Below are 16,151 nucleotides of genomic sequence, written 5' to 3'. Positions count from 1 at the left end.
GCCGGGGCCGCGGTTGGTAGGTCAGGGCTGCAGCCCGGCCTTCCAGCGCCGGGCGGCGGCGGCGTCGAGCACGTCGAGGGTCACCCCCTGCTGCACCCGCCGCTGGGCCGGCAGCAGCAGGGGCTGCTCCAGGGTCTGGAGGTATTCGGTGGTGAGGCGCAACAGCGCCGACTGCACCCGGGCCGGGTCCACCCCCACCAGCTCGTCATCGAGGCGGAAGAGCACCTCATCGGTGGGCATCAGCCGCACGGGGGAGAAGTGGCTGCCCCCCTCCACCATCACCAGCCGGCTGCGGGGATCGCTGCCCTGGAGGAACAGGCGCAGCTGCTCCTCCAGCGGCGGCGTCACCAGGTCGAGGCTGCCGCCGACCATCAGCACCGGCAGCCCCAGGGACGCCAGGCCCCGCCGGGGCCAGAGCAGGCTGCCGAAGCTGTTGAGCAGCACCAGCCCCCGCAGGTCGGCGGGGGGGGAGGGGCGCTTCGGCAATTCGGTGCTGGGCAGCTGGCACTGCAGCAGCCGGGAGGGGTTGGCGATCGGCAGGCGGTCGAGGGCCTTGCGACAGCGCTCGGCGAGGCCCGCTTCCGGCACCACCCCCGCCGCCAGCAGGGCGGAGAGGGCCCCCATCGAATGGCCCAGCAACACCACCCCATGGCCCCGCACCGGCAGCTCGCCCCGGCGCTGGGCCGCCAGCACCGCCTCGACGTCGGCCAGCCGGATGGCCAGGGTCTCCGCGCCCGGCGGCGGCCGCTGGCCGTCGAGGGCGGCCTTGAGGGCGGGGCCGTCACTGCCGGGATGCTGCACCACCACCACCGACCAACCCCGTTCGGCCAGTTCGCTGGCCAGCCAGCCGAACTGGTCGGCATTGCCCCCCAGGCCGGGCATCATCAGCAGCCACGGCCGCCGGGGGGCTGCCGGTGGCGCCGGCCACACCTCCAGCGGCAGGGGCTGCTGGCGGTGGCCCACGGCCAGCCCCAGCCGCCGGGGCCTCAGGGTGCTGCGATCGGCGAAGGCCAGGGGGACGGTGCGGCGCTCCGGCAGGGCCAGGGCCTGGAGGCGCCGCAGCGCCTGCCGCTGCAGGTCGATCTGCTGGCGCCACTGAACGGCCAGCTCGTAGAGCCCGTCGAGCTGGAGGCTCAGCCGCTGCACCGGCAGGGCCCGCAGCAGGCCGATGGTGGAGACGTCCTGACGGGACTCCAGCAGCCGGCGCAGCGTCGTCTGCAGCACCGCCGTGGTGCTGCGGCCGTCGGCCGTGGTCAGCAGGTCCCCGAGGCGGGCCATCATCTGGCTGCCGGCCCAGCTGTCGAGCAGCTGCTGGCCGAAGCTGGTGTCCCGCAGCAGGGGGGCGCGCAGCAGGATCTTCAGGTCCTGGCGGCTGCGGGGGTCGAGCAGATCCAGCCAGACCGCCAGATCCCCGCCGCCGGACCGGCCGGCCGGGGTGCGGGTCCAGCCGTCGAGCTGCTCGAGGTTCACCGGCAGCTCCAGGCCATCGAAGCGCAGCTCCAGCACCTCCGCCGCGGCAACGGGCCCGGCCAGGGCCGGCCCGGCGATCAGCAGACTGGCCAGCAGACCCTTGAACGGACGAAGGCGGAGTGGAACAGGCACAGGGGAGGGCCAGGGCGCGGTCCTGGTTCACCCAGTTTCCAGCAGCCCTGCGCCATCTCGCCCTGATCCGCCTGATCACCATGCTCGGGGCGGGCGGCGTGCTCTATCTGACGCCGATGGTGTTCCACCAGGCCCAGTTCAGCGCCGGCCGCGTCACCGAAGGGCTGGCCCTGGCCGCCCTGGCGGGCACCCTCGGCCGGATCCTCAGCGGTCTCCTGCTGGATCGGGGTCTGAACTGCGTCGTTCCGGTGCTGCTGGCGGCCCTGATGGCCATCGCCGGCGACGCCCGCCTGATGGGCGCCGGCTCCTTCGGCGGCTACCTGCAGGGCCAGGTGCTGCTTGGAATGGCGGTGGGCTTCTACTGGCCGGCGATCGAGCTGGCGGTGCCGCTCTGCTGCGCGCCGGTGCCCTCGGGCCGGGCCTTCGCCCTGATGCGCAGCGCCGATGCCCTGGGCATCGCCGCCGGGGCCCTGCTGGGGTCGGTGCTCGCCTGGCGGGGCTGGCTGCGCGGCATCTACGCCGTGGACATCGGCTGCATGCTGGTGCTGCTGCTGCTGCTGTCGCGCCGGGAGCTACCGGATCCGAGGCCCAGGGAGCGGCTGGCCCACCCCAGCCCCTGGGGCCCCTGGCTGCCTGGCCTGCTGCCGCTGCTGGCCGTGGCCGTGCTGGCTACGGCGATGCCGGCCCTGATGCAAAGCGCCCTGCCCCTGGAGCTGGTGCGGGGCAGCCTGCAGCGGCGCGCCCTGCCGGTGAGCCTCGGTGCCCTCACCATCGGCCTGCAGCTGGCCCTGCTGCTGGGGCTCCAGTGGCCGGTGGGTCAGGCCCTGGCCCGCCGGCCGGTGGCGACGGGCCTCAATCTCAGCCTGGTCAGCTTCGCGGCCGGCAACCTGCTGCTGGCGGGATCCGCCTTCAGCGAACGGGGGCTGGGGTTGCTGCTGCTCGCCCAGCTGCCGCTGGCCCTCGGGATGGCCTGCTTCCTGCCCACCGCCACCGAAGCGGTGGTGGAACGCAGCCCGATCGAGCACCAGGGCCTGGCCCTGGCGCTGCTGTCCCAGTGCTTCGCCATCAGCGGCTTCGCAGCCCCCCTGCTCGCCGGCCGGCTGCTGGACGGCCAGGGCCATGGGGCCGGTCTCTGGCTGCTGATGGGCGTGGCCTGCCTGGGGGGACTGCTGCTGGTGCGAGGCCTAGGCCCCCGCCGGGCGCTCCCCTGACGCGGCAGCCTGCCGCTCCACCCAGGCCTCATGGGGCAGGGGCTCGGTGCCGTACTCCCAGTCGTCGTAATCGGGATCGTTGCGGATGCGGCGGTGGATCTCCTTCTGGACCTCGAAGTTATGGGGATGCTCGGCGGCCGTGCCGGCGGCGTCGCCAGACTCCGCCGAGGGGGGGGATGGGGTCCCGGGATGGTCCGCTGCTGCCATGGCCCTTCGCTCCTGCTGGGGCCATCCTCGCCGATCACCCACCGCGCAGGCCATCGAGGCGGTCGACGTAGCCGGTGAGCTCGCCATAGCCGCGGCCCCGCAGCGGCCGCTCGCCGCCGTGGCCCTCGTAGCGGAGCGCGCCCTCCCAGTAGGTGGCCGAGGCCGTGGTCAGCTCCTGGTCGGCCATCTGCGGCGTGATCGCCAGCTCCAGGTCCAGCCGTGGAATGGTGAGCGTCCAGGCGGCGGGGTAGGTGGCACCGCTGTGGGGGCTCCGCCAGGTGCGCTTCACCGTGAGCACGTAGTCATCGGCGCCAAGCTCGACGTCGTGGTCGCCGTCGATCCAGCGGCCGCCGCTGAAGGGCTCCTTGCCGCCGTCCTCCCGGCGCAGGCCGTAAAGCATCAGGGCGGAGCCGTCCTCGAACTGGGCGGAGAACCAGTCCCAGCCGACGGTGCCGGGGCTGAGGACACTGGTGGAGAACTCATGGTCCTTCCAACTGACGCCGTGGACGGCATGGCGGTGGCCCGCCACCGTCACCGTGCCCTCGGTGGGTTGCTGCACGAGGGAGTAGTAGTGCGAGGCGTTGCCGGCCTCTGGCCCCTTGCGGCTGAGGCCGTCCTGGCCCTGGAGCACCGGGGGGCGGCTCTGGGTGAGGTTCAGATCGATGGCCATGGCGTCGGTGACGGCCTGCAGCCGCACCCGGTCGGGCCCCTCGGCGCTGATGCGCCAGTCGTTGAGCCAGACGGCATAGGGGTCGGCCTCGGCGCCGGCAAGCCCCAGGGCGCCGCGGGCGAAGCGCTCCTCCTGGAGGAAGGCACCGGCGGCAATGTCGCTGACGGTGAAATGGGCGGAGAAGACCTGGGGGGTGCGCCAGCGGGAGCCGGCGCTCATGGCCGTAGCCCCAGGCTCAGCGGGGGCTGCGGGGGCAGCGGCGGCAGGGGCATCTGGGAGGTCGGGGGCCAGGGCCTGGCGGAAGATCGTCAGCTGGTAGCCGAACGGGCGTCCGTCGTCGCCCTCCAGATTGCCCGTGTAGTACCACCACTCGGTCCGGTACTCGGGATGGGGGCCGAAGTCGGCGGGGAACTGCCAGTGACGCGGGCTCAAGGCAGAAACGAATCCCTCGGGCTCCGGTGCCTCCCCCCAGCGGATCCCACTGCTGGCCCCGGCCGGGGCCGCTCCGGCCAGGCCCAGCAGCAGCACGGCCAGCAGGGCCAGCAGGGTGCTCAGAGGATGGGGGCGCTTCATTCCTGCCGCAGGGCCTCGCTGATGTTCATGCGGCCCAGGCGCAGGGCCGGGTAAAGACCCGCCAGCAGTGCCGCCCCCACCGCCACCAGCAGGGACTGGAGGAAGAAGCGGGGCTCCAGGGCGATCTGCAGGGTCCAGCCAAAGGAGCGCACGTTGATCACATGCACCAGCACCCAGGCCAGCCCGTAACCCAGGGGCATCGAGCAGGTTCCCGCCAGCAGGCCCATCAAGCCGGTCTCCAGCAGGGTGAGGCGCCCCAGCTGGAGGGGGGTCATGCCGTCGGCCCGCAGCACAGCGAATTCCCGGCCCCGCTCCAGCTGCAGGCTCATCAGGGTGCTGAAGATGCCGATGAAGGCCACCAGCACCGTGAGCAGCTGCAGGGCTCCGGTGATGGCGAAGGTGCGATCGAAGATCTCCAGCGACCCCTGCCGCAGGGCGCCGTTGGTCTGCACCAGCAGGCTCTGGCGGCTGCGGAAGCCCTCCAGCAGCTCGGCGGCCACCGCCTCGGGCGCCACCCCCGGGGCCAGGAACAGTCCCAGTGAGGCGACGTTGTCGTCGTGCCAGAGCTCCGCCACCTGGGAGCGGTCCATGAGCACGCTGCCGCGGTCGGAGGAGTAGTCGTAGAAGACGGCGACCACCGGGAAGCTCCGCTCGCCGTCAGGGGTTTCGAGCCGGACCCGCTCGGGGATCGCACCTTGGCCATCGCGCAGGTAGACGGCCTCGGAGAGGATCACCCCCTCTCTGGCCGCCAGGGCGGCGAAGGGGTCGTCGACGCCCGGGCGGACCCAGGCATAGGGGCGCCGGCCGGCGGAGACGTCACCACCGGCGGCGATCAGGGTGATGTCCCGGTCCTGGTCGACCAAGTGCACGTCGAAGCTGTTGAAGGTGACCATGGCCCGCAGGTCGGAGCGGCCGGCGATGGCCGAGACAACGGCGGGATCCACCTTGCCCAGCACCCGGTTGGCCGTGGTGCTCGGGGGGGAGACGAACAGGTCGGCCTGGAGGGTCTGGTCGAGCCAGGTGACCACCGTCCCCCGGAAGGAGCCGATCATGATCGAGAGCCCCACGATCACCGACACCGCGACCATCAGGGCCGCCACGGCCACCGCAGTGCGGCTGAGGGAGCGCAGGATGTCGCGGGGGGCGAGGCGGGCCACCACCCCTAGGCCCCGGCTGGACCAGCCCAGAACCTCCATCGCGGCCACCAGCACCGGCGGCATCAGCAGAGCGGCCCCCATCAGCAGGGCGAACAGTCCGGCGAAGGCGGGCACCAGGTCCCGGCTGTCCCAGCGCAGCAGCAGCACCCCCAGGCCACCGCTGAGCAGGGCCGCCAGGAGAAACCAGGGCAGCAGCCGCTGCCAGGCGGCCTCAAGGCTGGAGCGCTGCAGGGTCATCTGCGGCGGTGTGGCCATCGCCTCCCAGGCGGGCAGGGCTGAGGCCAGCAGGGCCGAAGCCACCCCCACGACCATCCCCTTGGCCAGGGTGAACCCCGACAGGCTGATCTGCCGCACCGAGACCACGAAGTAGAAGTCGTTGATCGTCTGGGTGATCAGGCCGACCACGGCGCGCCCCAGCACCACCCCCAGCGCCAGGCCCAGCAGGGAGCCCACCAGGCTGAACAGGGCCGCCTCCCCGAGGATCAGGGTGAACAGCTGGCCCCGGGTCACCCCCAGGCAGCGCAGCACCCCGAACAGGCCGCGGCGCTGCACCACGCTGAAGGTGACCGTGTTGTAGATGAGAAAGATGCCCACCACCATGGCCAGCAGGCTCATGGCGGCGAGGTTGAGCTCGAAGGCGGCCGTCATCTGCTGCACGGCGTTGCCGCGGGCCGCCGCCGTCTCCAGCTTCAGCCCCGCGGGCAGCCAGGAGCGGATGGCCTGCTCCTGGGCGGGGCCCTCGAGGATCAGATCGATGTGGCCCAGGGCAGGGGCCGCCCCGACGCCGGCGGGGGCCAGCAGCTCCTGGGCGGTGGCGATGTCGACCAGCAGCAGGGACTCCAGCCCGCGGCGCTCGAGGGCCGAATCACTGCTGACGCTGCCCACCAGCTGCAGGGCCGATGTCCGCCCGCCCAGATCCAGGTGCAGGGTGCCGGAGGCATCGGCGGCACCGGGGTGGAGGCCGTAGCGCGCGGCGGTGTCGGAAGCGATCACGGCCGTGCCGGGCTCAGTGAGGAAGGGCACGAAGCCCCTGCCGCCTGCTTGGCCGCCGCCCACCTGGCCATCGCCATCACCGCCCAGCAGGCCGCGGAAGGGCGCCTCGCTGAACAGGTCAACCCCCACCAGCCGCAGCAGCTCTCCGTCCAGCTCCTCGGCCCTGCCGTAGGCCTCGATCACTGGCGCGGCGGGAATCTCCGGGAAGCGGCGGCGCAGCGCGACGAAGGTGGCGTCAGGGACGCCACCGGGCCCGATCGCCACCAGGCGGTGGCTGGTGCGGCCGGTGATGGCATCGGTGGAGAGGGAGAAGGCCCGCTGGGCCGAGCCGCTGGCCAGATCGATCGACACCAGCATCGCCACCCCCAGGGCGATGCCCAGGATGCAGAGCAGGTACTGCAGCGGACGCCGACGCCAGCGCCGGGCCGCCAGGCGCCACAGGGGCCCATTGCGGACCACGGGCGGTGCATCCCCCTGGCTCATGCCGGCACCGCAGCCGCCGGGGCGGACGCTTCAAGCAGATGGCCCTCCTGCACCCGCAGCACCCGGTCGGCCCGGGCGGCGATGGCCCCGTTGTGGGTGGCCATGATCAGGGTGCGGCCCTGCTGGCGGGTGAGGTCGATCAGCAGCTCCAGCACCTGCTCGCCGGTGTGTTCGTCGAGGTTGCCGGTGGGCTCGTCGGCCAGGATCAGCAGGGGCTGGTGCAGCAGGGCGCGGGCGATGGCCACGCGCTGCTGCTGGCCGCCGGAGAGGCGGTCGGGCCTGGTGGACGCCCGGTCGGCCAGCCCCACCCGGCCGAGCAGATCACGGGCGGCGGCCTCCAGGGCCGGCCGGGGCCGGCCCGCCAGTTCACCGGGCAGGGTGACGTTCTCCAGCACCGAGAGGGTGGGGATGAGATTGAAGAACTGGAAGATGAAGCCGATGTGGTCGCGGCGGAACAGGGTGCGGTTGCGCTCGTCGAGGCCCGTGAGCTCCACCCCACCGATGGCCACGCTGCCGGAGGAGGGGGTGTCGATGCCGCCGATCAGGTGCAGCAGGGTGCTCTTGCCGCTGCCGCTCTGGCCCAGCAGGACGACGAACTGGCCAGGGGCGATGGTCAGGTCGACGGCCTGCAGCACCGTCCGCTCGCTCTCCCCCTCCTGGAACCGCTTGCTGAGCCCCCGCAGTTCGATCGCGGAGGCCGGTGACGCATCAGGCATTCAGCCAACGGCCTCGCGGCCACCACCACAGGAGCCGCACCAAGGTAGGGAGCCCGCGTCGCTCACCGGGAGCGGGCGTTGAACCAGCGGGCCAGGGCCGACACGTCCTCGTCGCCGTGGCCCGCCGCGATCAGGTCGTCCTCCATCGCCGCCACCAGGTCGGCCACCGGCAGCTCCAGCCCCCCCGCGGTGGCGGCCTCCAGGGCGATCGCCAGATCCTTGCGATGCAGCCGCAGCCGGAACCCGAGCGGGAATTCACCCCGGAGCATGGCGCCGGCGCGGTGCTCCAGGGCCCAGGAGCCGGCGGCCCCACCCACCAGCGCCTGCCGCACCTCCTCCATCGGCAGGCCGAGCCGCTGCCCGAGGGCCATGGCCTCGGCCACCGCCGCGTAGCTGCCCGCGACCAGCACCTGGTTGACGGCCTTCGCCCCCTGGCCCGCCCCCACCGGACCGATCGCCGTGATCGTTCGGCCCACGGCCTCCAGCACCGGCCGGGCCCGCTCCAGGTCGGCGGCCGCTCCCCCCACCAGCACCGCGAGGGTGCCGGCCCGGGCCCCTTCGGTGCCGCCGGTGACCGGCGCATCCAGGTAGGCCACGCCGCGCCCGCCCAGGGCATCGGCCATGGCCCGGGAGGTGCCCGGCGCGATGGTGGAGAAATCGACCACTAGGGCCCCTGGCGCCAGGCCGGCCAGGGCGGCGTCGGCGACGTCGCCCCCCTCCCCCAGCAGCACCGCCGCCACCGCCGCGTCGTCGCTCAGGCAGAGGGCCAGCACATCGGCGCCCTGGGCCGCCGCCGCCGGCGTGGCCGCCCGCCGGGCCCCGGCGGCGGCCAGGGGCATCTCCCGATCACGGCGGCGGTTGTGGACAGTGAGCGGAAAACCCCGCGCCTGCAGGTTGGCGGCCATCGGCGCGCCCAGGGCCCCCAGGCCGATGAAACCGACGGACAGGGACAACGGACGCCCTCAGACGTTGAACAGGAACTCCATCACATCCCCCTCGGCCACCACGTACTCCTTGCCCTCGCTGCGCAGCCAGCCCCGGTTGCGGGCCTCGCCCAGGGTGCCGGCCTCCAGCAGCTGGGCGTAGGCGATGGTCTGGGCCCGGATGAAGCCCCGCTCGAAATCGGTGTGGATCACCCCGGCCGCCTGGGGGGCGGTCATGCCGGCGGTGATCGTCCAGGCGCGGGTCTCCTTCTCGCCGGTGGTGAAGTAGGTGCGCAGACCCAGCAGGCGATAGGTGGCGCGGATCAGGCTTTGCAGGCCCCCTTCGCTCACCCCCAGCCCGGCCAGATAGTCGGCCCGCTCCTCGGCGGCCAGATCCACCAGCTCGGCCTCCACCTGGGCGGAGATGCGCACCGCTTCGGCCCCCTCCCGGGCGGCAAGGTCCTCGACGGCGGCCACCCAGGCATTGCCCTCCGCCAGGTCGTCCTCGCTGACGTTGGTGGCATAGATGATCGGCTTGCCGGTCAGCAGGCCCAGGTTGCGCACCAGGGACTGCTCCTCCTCGGTCAGGGTCACCCGCCGCACGGCACCGCCCTGCTCCAGTTCCGCCTGCAGCCGGGCCAGGGCGCCGTCCTCGGCGGCGGCCTCCTTGCTGGTGCGCATCTGCTTCTTAAGCCGCTCCCGCCGCTTCTCGATCTGGGCCAGATCCGCCAGCCCCAGCTCCAGGTTGATCACCTCGGCGTCCCGCACCGGGTCGACGCTGCCGGAGACGTGGATCACGTCATCGTCCTCGAAGCAGCGCACCACGTGGACGATGGCATCGACTTCGCGGATGTTGGCCAGGAACTTGTTGCCGAGCCCCTCCCCCTGGCTCGCCCCCTGCACCAGCCCGGCGATGTCCACGAACTCCACCCGGGTCGGCACGATCTCCTTGGAACTGGAGAGATCGGAGAGTTTCTGCAGGCGCTCGTCGGGAACCGCCACCACCCCCACGTTGGGCTCGATGGTGCAGAAGGGGAAATTGGCCGCCTGGGCCTGGGCGTTGGCCACCAGGGCGTTGAAGAGGGTCGACTTGCCCACGTTGGGCAGTCCGACGATTCCGGCTTTGAGCATGGGGGAAATGTAGGGGGCGCCCGGACGGGGCCCTTCGGGCACCCGCCATCCACAACCCTCGCGCAGACAGGCGAAACTGTCGGCAGCGATCCGCCGGCCCATTCCCGCCATCACCCCCCTGCCGCCGGCCCCCGCCCCCACCCGGGACGCGCCACTGCCCCCTTCCGCGCCGCCGAAGGGCCGGCGCCGCGGCCGCCGCCGTCGCCTCTGGATCGGCCTGGCGGTGGGTCTGGCCCTGCTTGCCGCGGCCGGCCTCTGGCAGCGCCAACGCCAGCAGGCCGGCCGCGATCTGACCCCCTTCACCGTGGTGGCCCGCGAGGGATCCCTGCCCGGGGTGATCACCGCCAGCGGCGAGCTCGATGCCGTCAAGCGGGTGAATGTCAGCCCCAAGCGTCAGGGGGTGCTGCTGGAGCTGATGGTCGACGAGGGCGACACGGTGCGCCGGGGCCAGCCCCTGGCCCTGATGGATGACGGGGACCTTCGCGACCGGCTGATGGAACTGCAGGCCAATGTGCAGTCGGCGGAGTCGGAGCAGCGCCGCAGCGACAGCGAGCTGCGCCGCAACGAACCCCTGTTCCGCCAGGGGGCCATCAGCCTCGACACCATGAATCGCTTCCGCTCGGAGGCGGAGGTGCGGCGCCTGGCCACCGCCGCCGCCCGCCAACGGCTCCGGCAGCGCATGGTGGAGAAGGACGAACTGATCGTGCGGGCCCCCTTCGATGGGGTGATCAGCCAGCGCTACGCCGAACCGGGCGCCTTCGTCACCCCCACCACCACCGCGTCGGCCACCGCCGGCGCCACCAGCTCCTCGATCGTGGAGCTCTCCGAAGGCCTGGAGGTGGTCGCCAAGGTGCCCGAGAGCGACATCGGCCGGCTGCGGGTGGGCCTGCCCGCCAGCGTGCGCGTCGATGCCTTCCCCGACCGTCGCTTCCAGGCCACGGTGCGCCAGATCGCCCCGAGGGCGGTGAAGACCAACAACGTCACCTCCTTCGAGGTGAAGCTCCAGCTGACCGATCCGGCCCCGGAACTGCGCATCGGCATGACCGCCGACATCGACTTCCAGACCGGCACTCTTCAGGCCCGGACCGTGGTGCCCACCGTCGCCATCGTCACGGAGGACGGCCGGCCGGGGGTGCTGCTGGTGGGCAAGGGCCAGGAACCCACCTTCCAGCCGGTGGAACTGGGGGCCAGCAGCGGCAAGGACAGCCAGATCCTCTCGGGCCTGGAGAGCGGCACCCGGGTGTTCATCGACCTGCCTCCCTGGGCCAAGAAGCGCCCCTAGGCGGCAGCCAGGCCCAGGAAGCGGCGGGCCGCCTCCACGATCCGGCCGCTGGCCGCCCCATCGCCGAAGGGATTGTGGGCGTGGGCCATGGCCTCGTAGGCCTGCGGGTCCTCCAGGAGGCGGCTGGCCTCGCTGAGGATCGCATCGCTGTCGGTGCCGATCAGCTTCGCCGTGCCCGCCGCCACCGCTTCGGGTCGCTCGGTCGTGCGGCGCAGCACCAGCACGGGCTTGCCCAGGGCGGGGGCCTCCTCCTGCAGACCGCCCGAATCGGTGAGCAGCAGCGTGCAGCCGCGCATCGCCGCCACCAGCCGGTCGTAGTCGAGCGGCTCGATCAGGAAGGCGCGGGGATGGGAACCCAGCAGGGCCTGCAGGGGCTCCCGCACCGTGGGGTTGCGGTGCAGCGGCAGCAGCAGGGCGGTGTCGGGGAAGCGTTCGAGCAGGGCCAGGAAGCCCCGGCCGATGTCCTGGAGACGCTCCCCCCAGTTTTCGCGGCGGTGCACGGTGGCCAGCAGCACCCGCTGCTTCTGCCAGTCGAGGCCGGGCAGGTCCCAGTCGGGGGCGGAACGAGCCATGAGCAGCAGGGCATCAATGACCGTGTTACCGGTGGTGAGGATCTCCCCCACCACCCCCGAGGCCCTCAGGTTGGCCGCCGACTGGGCCGTGGGGGCGAAGTGGAGGCGGGCCAGCTGGGAGATCAGGCGGCGGTTGGCTTCCTCGGGGAAGGGGTCGAGCAGGTCGTCGGTACGCAGGCCGGCCTCCACATGGCCGACGGGGATCTGTTCGTAGAAGGCGGCCAGGGCGCTGGCGAAGGCGGTGGTGGTGTCGCCCTGGACCAGCACCAGATCGGGGCGGTGCGCCTCGAACTCCTGCTTCAGCCCCTGCAGGGCGGCGCAGGTGACGTGGGTGAGGGTCTGCTTCGGGGCCATCAGGGCCAGGTCATGGTCGGCGGCCAGGCCGAACAGGTGCATCACCTGGGTGACCATCTCGCGGTGCTGTCCCGTGAGGACCACGCGGGTGCGGAAGTCCGGCGACCGCTGGAAGGCCAGGATCACCGGAGCCAGCTTGATGGCCTCGGGGCGCGTACCCAGAACGATGCTGACCAGAGGCTGTGGGGACACGGGCCGACGCGGATCGGAGGATCCTAGGCAGCCTGGGTTCATCGCTTCCCCCGCCAGGCGGGGCACCGCTCGCCGCCCCGGTCCACAGATCGAAATCCGCCCCTAGGATCCGACCCGGAACGACACAGCCTTCGGCGGATTCGTCCAAACCTTCGGCAGCTTCGCCCAACGGATTCCACCAGCGGGATCGCCCCGCGCTCCAGCCGCGTCCCTCGATGTCCCACCCGCCACCGCCGCCGCCCCCCGTGGGTGTTCAGACAAGGGCCTCCCTTTTCGCTGAAGCGATGCCGATGTCGGCGGAGGGTGGATCCCCGCCGACCCTGGAGCAGATCGTTCGGGTGGCCTACGAGCGCAACTTCTCCGACATCCACCTCGGCGTCGGGGAGGAGCCACGGTTCCGCAGCCGCGGCGACATGATCCTGGCCGGTCTGGGCGTGACCGACGGCAACACCTTCCGCGACTGGCTGCGGGAGATCCTGGAGCCGGCCCAGATCGATCGTTTCTTCCAGCAGAAGGAATACGACGGCTCCTTCGCCTTCGGTTTCGTTCGGGTGCGCATCAACCTGCTCGAATCCCTGCAGGGTCCGGCCATGGTCCTGCGGTTGATTCCCCAGGCCATCTCCACCATCGACGAACTCAATCTGCCGCCGGTGCTCAAGGATCTGGCCCAGCGTCCCAAGGGCATGCTGCTGGTCACCGGCCCGACGGGATCAGGCAAGAGCACCACCCTGGCCGCGGTGATCGACCACATCAACCGCACGATGAAGCGCCACATCCTCACCATCGAGGATCCGGTCGAATTCGTGCATCAGAGCCGCCAGTCCCTGATCCGCCAGAGGGAGCTGGGCAGCCACACCCGCCACTTCAAGACCGCCCTCCGTGCTGCCCTGCGGGAGGATCCCGACGTGATCCTGGTGGGGGAGATCCGTGACCAGGACACCCTCACCACCGCAATCGAAGCCTCCCAGACCGGACACCTGCTGCTGGGAACCCTGCACACCAACTCGGCGGTGCGCTCCGTCGAGCGGATGCTGGGCATGTATCCCCCCGACGAACAGGAGATCGTCCGGCGTTCGGTGGCCGATTCGCTCCTGGGGGTGATCTCCCAGGGCCTGGTCAAGACGGTGGATGGCAAAAGGGCCTCGTACCACGACGTCTTCATCAACACGGATGCGTGCAAGGACTACATCCTGCGGGCCAATCTTGATGAGATCGAAGCGATCATGGCCCGCAGCGGGTTCGACGGCATGATCACGTCCAACCAGTACCTGGCGAATCTGGTGTCCGCCGGCAGGGTTCACGCAGAGGAGGCCCTCGCCGCCAGCCTCAGACCTGGCGAACTTGCCCAGACGCTGCGAGGTCGAACCTGAAGCCGGGGAAACGCGACCGCAGCGGGCGCGTGTCTTAACTCAGCCTCCGACCAGCCGCACCAGGAGCAGGACACCCAGACCCACGGAAAGCCCGAGCATGGCCAGACGGCCATTCCAGATCTCGGCCTGGGGCGTGAAGCCCCGCCGCCAGGCGTTGAGCTCCTGCTGGGACACGGGTTCCGCGTCGCTGAGGGAGGATTCGACCTGCTCGAGGGGCAGGGGATTCGCGGGGGCCATGGGGCCAGAGGTTAAAGCGATCCACACACCTTAAGGGCATCAAAAGGGGGGCTGTGGTGCATAGAGCCCACCGGCCTGCTCCAGGGGGAGCCGGGCCGCCACCCCCAGGCTGATCCTGCTGCTCCCCCCCGCCTCGAGCCGCTCGACCGCCGCCAGGCCCACCATGGCGGCGTTGTCGGTGCAGTAGGCCAGGGGCGCGACGCGCCAGGACAGGCCGCGGGCGGCGGTGGCCTCCGCCATCAGGCGGCGCAGGCGCCGGTTGGCGGCCACGCCCCCCACCAGCACCACCGTCTCCAGGCCCGCCTCGACGGCGCAGCGGCAGCTGCGCTCCACCAGCACCTCGGCCACCCCCTGCTCGAAGCTCGCCGCCAGGTCGGTCACGGGCAGCGGAGCGCCCTCGCCAGCGAGCCGCTGCACCTGGCGCAGCACCGCCGTCTTGAGGCCGCTGAAGCTGAGGTCATAGGGATGGAAGCCCCCCTCGGCAAGGGAGACCCTCCCCTTGGGAAAGCGGAAGCGGCCAGGGTCGCCACCGGCCGCCGCCGCCTCGATCGCCGGTCCGCCCGGATAGCCCAGCCCGAGCAGCCGGGCCACCTTGTCGAAGCATTCACCGGCCGCATCGTCGCGGCTGCGGCCCAGGCGGGTGTAGGCACCGGGGCCATCGACGCGGATCAGCTCGGTGTGGCCGCCGCTGACCAGCAGCACCAGGTACGGACCTTCCGGCAGGGGATCGCCCAGGTGCACCGAGCAGAGATGCCCCTCCAGGTGATGCACCCCCAGGAAGGGCTTGCGGTGCAGCCGCGCCAGGGTACGGGCCGTGACCGACCCCACCAGCAGGGCCCCGGCCAGGCCGGGGGCGACCGTGGCGGCGACGGCATCAAGGTCGGCCATGGCCACGCCGCTCTCCTCCAGCACCCGGGCGATCAGGGCCGGCAGCGCCTCCACATGGCGGCGCGAGGCGATCTCCGGCACCACCCCGCCCCAGCGGGCGTGCTCCTCCATCTGGGAGGCCACGGCCCCCGCCAGGACCCGCCGACCGGCCACGATCGCCGCCGCCGACTCGTCACAACTTGTTTCGAGGGCCAGAACCGTGCGCATGCTCCCGGAAGAGCTCCCCTACTGTCCGCACGAGCCATCCTGCCCCGCGGCAGTTCCCCCGCGGCCCCTCTCCATGCGCCGTCTTCTCTCCAGTCGTTCCTTCGCCATCCGGGCCTTCGCCCTGGTGACGTCCGTGTTCCTGCTGTTCGGCTTCGCCCCCTCGGCCCGGGCCGACATCGGCGGACTCACCCCCTGCAGCGAGACCCCCCGCTTCCAGCAGCGTGCCGCCGCTGCCAGCACGGATCAGGCCAAGGCCCGATTCGCGTACTACGGGCAGGCCCTCTGTGGCACCGATGGCCTGCCCCACCTGATCACCGACGGCCGCTGGAGCCACGCCGGTGACTTCACGATCCCGGGCCTGCTGTTCCTCTACATCGCCGGCACGATCGGCTGGGCCGGCCGCGGCTACCTGATGGCCATCCGCGGCAGCAAGGACGCCACCATGCGCGAGATCCAGATCGATCTGCCCCTGGCCTTCAAGACCACCCTGGCAGCGGCCGTCTGGCCCCTGGCGGCCCTCAAGGAGTTCACCAGCGGAGCTCTGGTGGAATCCGACTCCAAAGTCACCGTTTCCCCCCGCTGATTCCAACAGCCATGAAGAAATTCCTCACCACCGCTCCCGTCGTGGCCGCCGTCTGGTTCACCCTGACCGCAGGCATCACGATTGAAGTCTTCCGCTTCTTCCCTGACTTGATCATTCACCCCCTCTGACGACCGCATCCGGCCGGATCAATCGCCGCCAGCGGCCCTCGCACGGGCCGCTTTTTTCATGGCTGGAGGTTCAGACGGCGTCGCCCAGTCCCAGCAGCCGCTCCAGCTCCTGCAGGGCCTCGCCGAGGTCGGCGTTCACCAGGACGGCATCGAACTCCGCTTCGGCCGTGAGTTCCTCGCGGGCCCGCGCCAGCCGCCGCGTGATCGCCTCGTCGCTGTCGGTGCCACGGCCGCGGATGCGGCGTTCCAGCTCCTCGAAGCTGGGCGGCTTGATCAGCACCTGGAAGGCCGCGGGGAAGGTGCGACGCACCTGGCGGGCTCCTTCCAGCTCGATCTCCAGCAGCACCGGCCGCCCCTGGGCGAGGTGGGCCTCCACCGGGCCCCGGGGGGTGCCGTAGAGGTGGCCCGCGAACTCGGCCCACTCCAGGAAGCCTCCGCCGGCCACCTGGGCTTCGAAGTCGGGGCGCGTCAGGAAGAAGTAGTGCTGACCGTCGCTCTCTCCGGGCCGGGGCGAACGGGTGGTGGCCGAGACGGACAGCCACAGGGCGGGGTGCCGCTGCAGCAGCCGGGACACGAGGGTCCCCTTACCCACCCCGCTGGGGCCGGTGATCACCGTGAGCCGGCCACTGGAGGGGGGGGAGTCCATGGATCGCTGGCGCTGGGGCGCACAGT

Annotated in this window: 16 protein-coding genes; 5 read left to right on the top strand and 11 right to left on the bottom strand. The window is 71.8% G+C overall.

Going from position 1 to position 16,151, the window contains the following annotated elements:
* Positions 1 to 21: 21 nt before the first annotated feature.
* Positions 22 to 1,602 carry an alpha/beta hydrolase gene (locus tag CYAGR_RS15425; protein ID WP_015110774.1) on the bottom strand — a complete coding sequence of 527 codons (1,581 nt, stop codon included), beginning with the start codon at positions 1,600 to 1,602 and terminating at the stop codon, positions 22 to 24.
* On the opposite strand from CYAGR_RS15425, the gene CYAGR_RS15420 reads away from it, so the two are divergent.
* Positions 1,590 to 2,813, top strand: a complete 1,224-nt coding sequence (locus CYAGR_RS15420) for an MFS transporter (RefSeq protein WP_245552548.1) — start codon at positions 1,590 to 1,592, stop codon at positions 2,811 to 2,813. The two genes, CYAGR_RS15425 and CYAGR_RS15420, sit on opposite strands and share 13 nt — an antisense overlap.
* On the opposite strand, the gene CYAGR_RS15415 is transcribed toward CYAGR_RS15420, so the two are convergent.
* The 6 genes from CYAGR_RS15415 to ychF form a co-directional block, all read right to left on the bottom strand.
* Positions 2,787 to 3,020, bottom strand: a complete 234-nt coding sequence (locus CYAGR_RS15415) for a hypothetical protein (protein ID WP_015110772.1) — start codon at positions 3,018 to 3,020, stop codon at positions 2,787 to 2,789. The genes CYAGR_RS15420 and CYAGR_RS15415 overlap by 27 nt on opposite strands.
* Positions 3,021 to 3,054: 34 nt before the next feature.
* On the bottom strand, positions 3,055 to 4,263 hold the full coding sequence (locus CYAGR_RS15410; RefSeq protein WP_015110771.1) for a lipocalin-like domain-containing protein: 1,209 nt from the start codon (positions 4,261 to 4,263) through the stop codon (positions 3,055 to 3,057).
* The gene (locus tag CYAGR_RS15405; RefSeq protein WP_245552547.1) at positions 4,260 to 6,872 is read right to left on the bottom strand and encodes an ABC transporter permease; all 2,613 of its coding nucleotides are present in this window, start codon (positions 6,870 to 6,872) and stop codon (positions 4,260 to 4,262) included. The genes CYAGR_RS15410 and CYAGR_RS15405 overlap by 4 nt, the downstream gene beginning before the upstream one ends.
* A 20-nt stretch (positions 6,873 to 6,892) precedes the next feature.
* A complete protein-coding gene (locus CYAGR_RS15400; protein ID WP_015110769.1) occupies positions 6,893 to 7,612 on the bottom strand; it encodes an ABC transporter ATP-binding protein in 720 nt (239 codons plus the stop codon).
* Positions 7,613 to 7,674: 62 nt separating this feature from the next.
* Positions 7,675 to 8,565: an NAD(P)-dependent oxidoreductase gene (locus tag CYAGR_RS15395; RefSeq protein ID WP_015110768.1), complete on the bottom strand. Its 891-nt coding sequence runs from the start codon at positions 8,563 to 8,565 to the stop codon at positions 7,675 to 7,677.
* Between the two features lie 9 nt (positions 8,566 to 8,574).
* Entirely contained in the window at positions 8,575 to 9,666 is a 1,092-nt protein-coding gene (ychF, locus tag CYAGR_RS15390) for a redox-regulated ATPase YchF (RefSeq protein WP_043327419.1), read from the bottom strand.
* Positions 9,667 to 9,889: 223 nt separating this feature from the next.
* Between ychF and CYAGR_RS15385 the strand changes: the two genes are divergently transcribed.
* Positions 9,890 to 10,948: an efflux RND transporter periplasmic adaptor subunit gene (locus CYAGR_RS15385; protein WP_015110766.1), complete on the top strand. Its 1,059-nt coding sequence runs from the start codon at positions 9,890 to 9,892 to the stop codon at positions 10,946 to 10,948.
* Here the strand turns inward: CYAGR_RS15385 and wecB are convergent.
* Complete coding sequence (gene wecB / locus CYAGR_RS15380) at positions 10,945 to 12,108, bottom strand: non-hydrolyzing UDP-N-acetylglucosamine 2-epimerase (protein ID WP_015110765.1); 1,164 nt, start codon at positions 12,106 to 12,108, stop codon at positions 10,945 to 10,947. The two genes, CYAGR_RS15385 and wecB, sit on opposite strands and share 4 nt — an antisense overlap.
* A 242-nt stretch (positions 12,109 to 12,350) precedes the next feature.
* On the opposite strand from wecB, the gene CYAGR_RS15375 reads away from it, so the two are divergent.
* Entirely contained in the window at positions 12,351 to 13,436 is a 1,086-nt protein-coding gene (locus CYAGR_RS15375; protein ID WP_051017153.1) for a type IV pilus twitching motility protein PilT, read from the top strand.
* Between the two features lie 39 nt (positions 13,437 to 13,475).
* Here CYAGR_RS15375 and CYAGR_RS15370 read toward each other — a convergent pair whose 3' ends face one another.
* Complete coding sequence (locus CYAGR_RS15370; protein WP_015110763.1) at positions 13,476 to 13,673, bottom strand: hypothetical protein; 198 nt, start codon at positions 13,671 to 13,673, stop codon at positions 13,476 to 13,478.
* Between the two features lie 39 nt (positions 13,674 to 13,712).
* Positions 13,713 to 14,768, bottom strand: a complete 1,056-nt coding sequence (gene tsaD / locus CYAGR_RS15365; RefSeq protein WP_015110762.1) for a tRNA (adenosine(37)-N6)-threonylcarbamoyltransferase complex transferase subunit TsaD — start codon at positions 14,766 to 14,768, stop codon at positions 13,713 to 13,715.
* Positions 14,769 to 14,841: 73 nt separating this feature from the next.
* Between tsaD and CYAGR_RS15360 the strand changes: the two genes are divergently transcribed.
* Positions 14,842 to 15,351: a Photosystem I reaction centre subunit III gene (locus CYAGR_RS15360; protein ID WP_015110761.1), complete on the top strand. Its 510-nt coding sequence runs from the start codon at positions 14,842 to 14,844 to the stop codon at positions 15,349 to 15,351.
* 11 nt (positions 15,352 to 15,362) lie between these two features.
* Positions 15,363 to 15,479, top strand: a complete 117-nt coding sequence (psaJ, locus tag CYAGR_RS15355; RefSeq protein ID WP_015110760.1) for a photosystem I reaction center subunit IX — start codon at positions 15,363 to 15,365, stop codon at positions 15,477 to 15,479.
* A gap of 70 nt (positions 15,480 to 15,549) precedes the next feature.
* On the opposite strand, the gene gmk is transcribed toward psaJ, so the two are convergent.
* Positions 15,550 to 16,125, bottom strand: a complete 576-nt coding sequence (gene gmk / locus CYAGR_RS15350; protein WP_015110759.1) for a guanylate kinase — start codon at positions 16,123 to 16,125, stop codon at positions 15,550 to 15,552.
* Positions 16,126 to 16,151 lie beyond the last annotated feature (26 nt).

Source organism: Cyanobium gracile PCC 6307 (genome assembly GCF_000316515.1).
GTDB lineage: Bacteria > Cyanobacteriota > Cyanobacteriia > PCC-6307 > Cyanobiaceae > Cyanobium > Cyanobium gracile.
The sequence above is the reverse complement of the archived record's forward strand: the minus strand, read 5'-3'. Positions and strand labels throughout refer to the sequence as shown.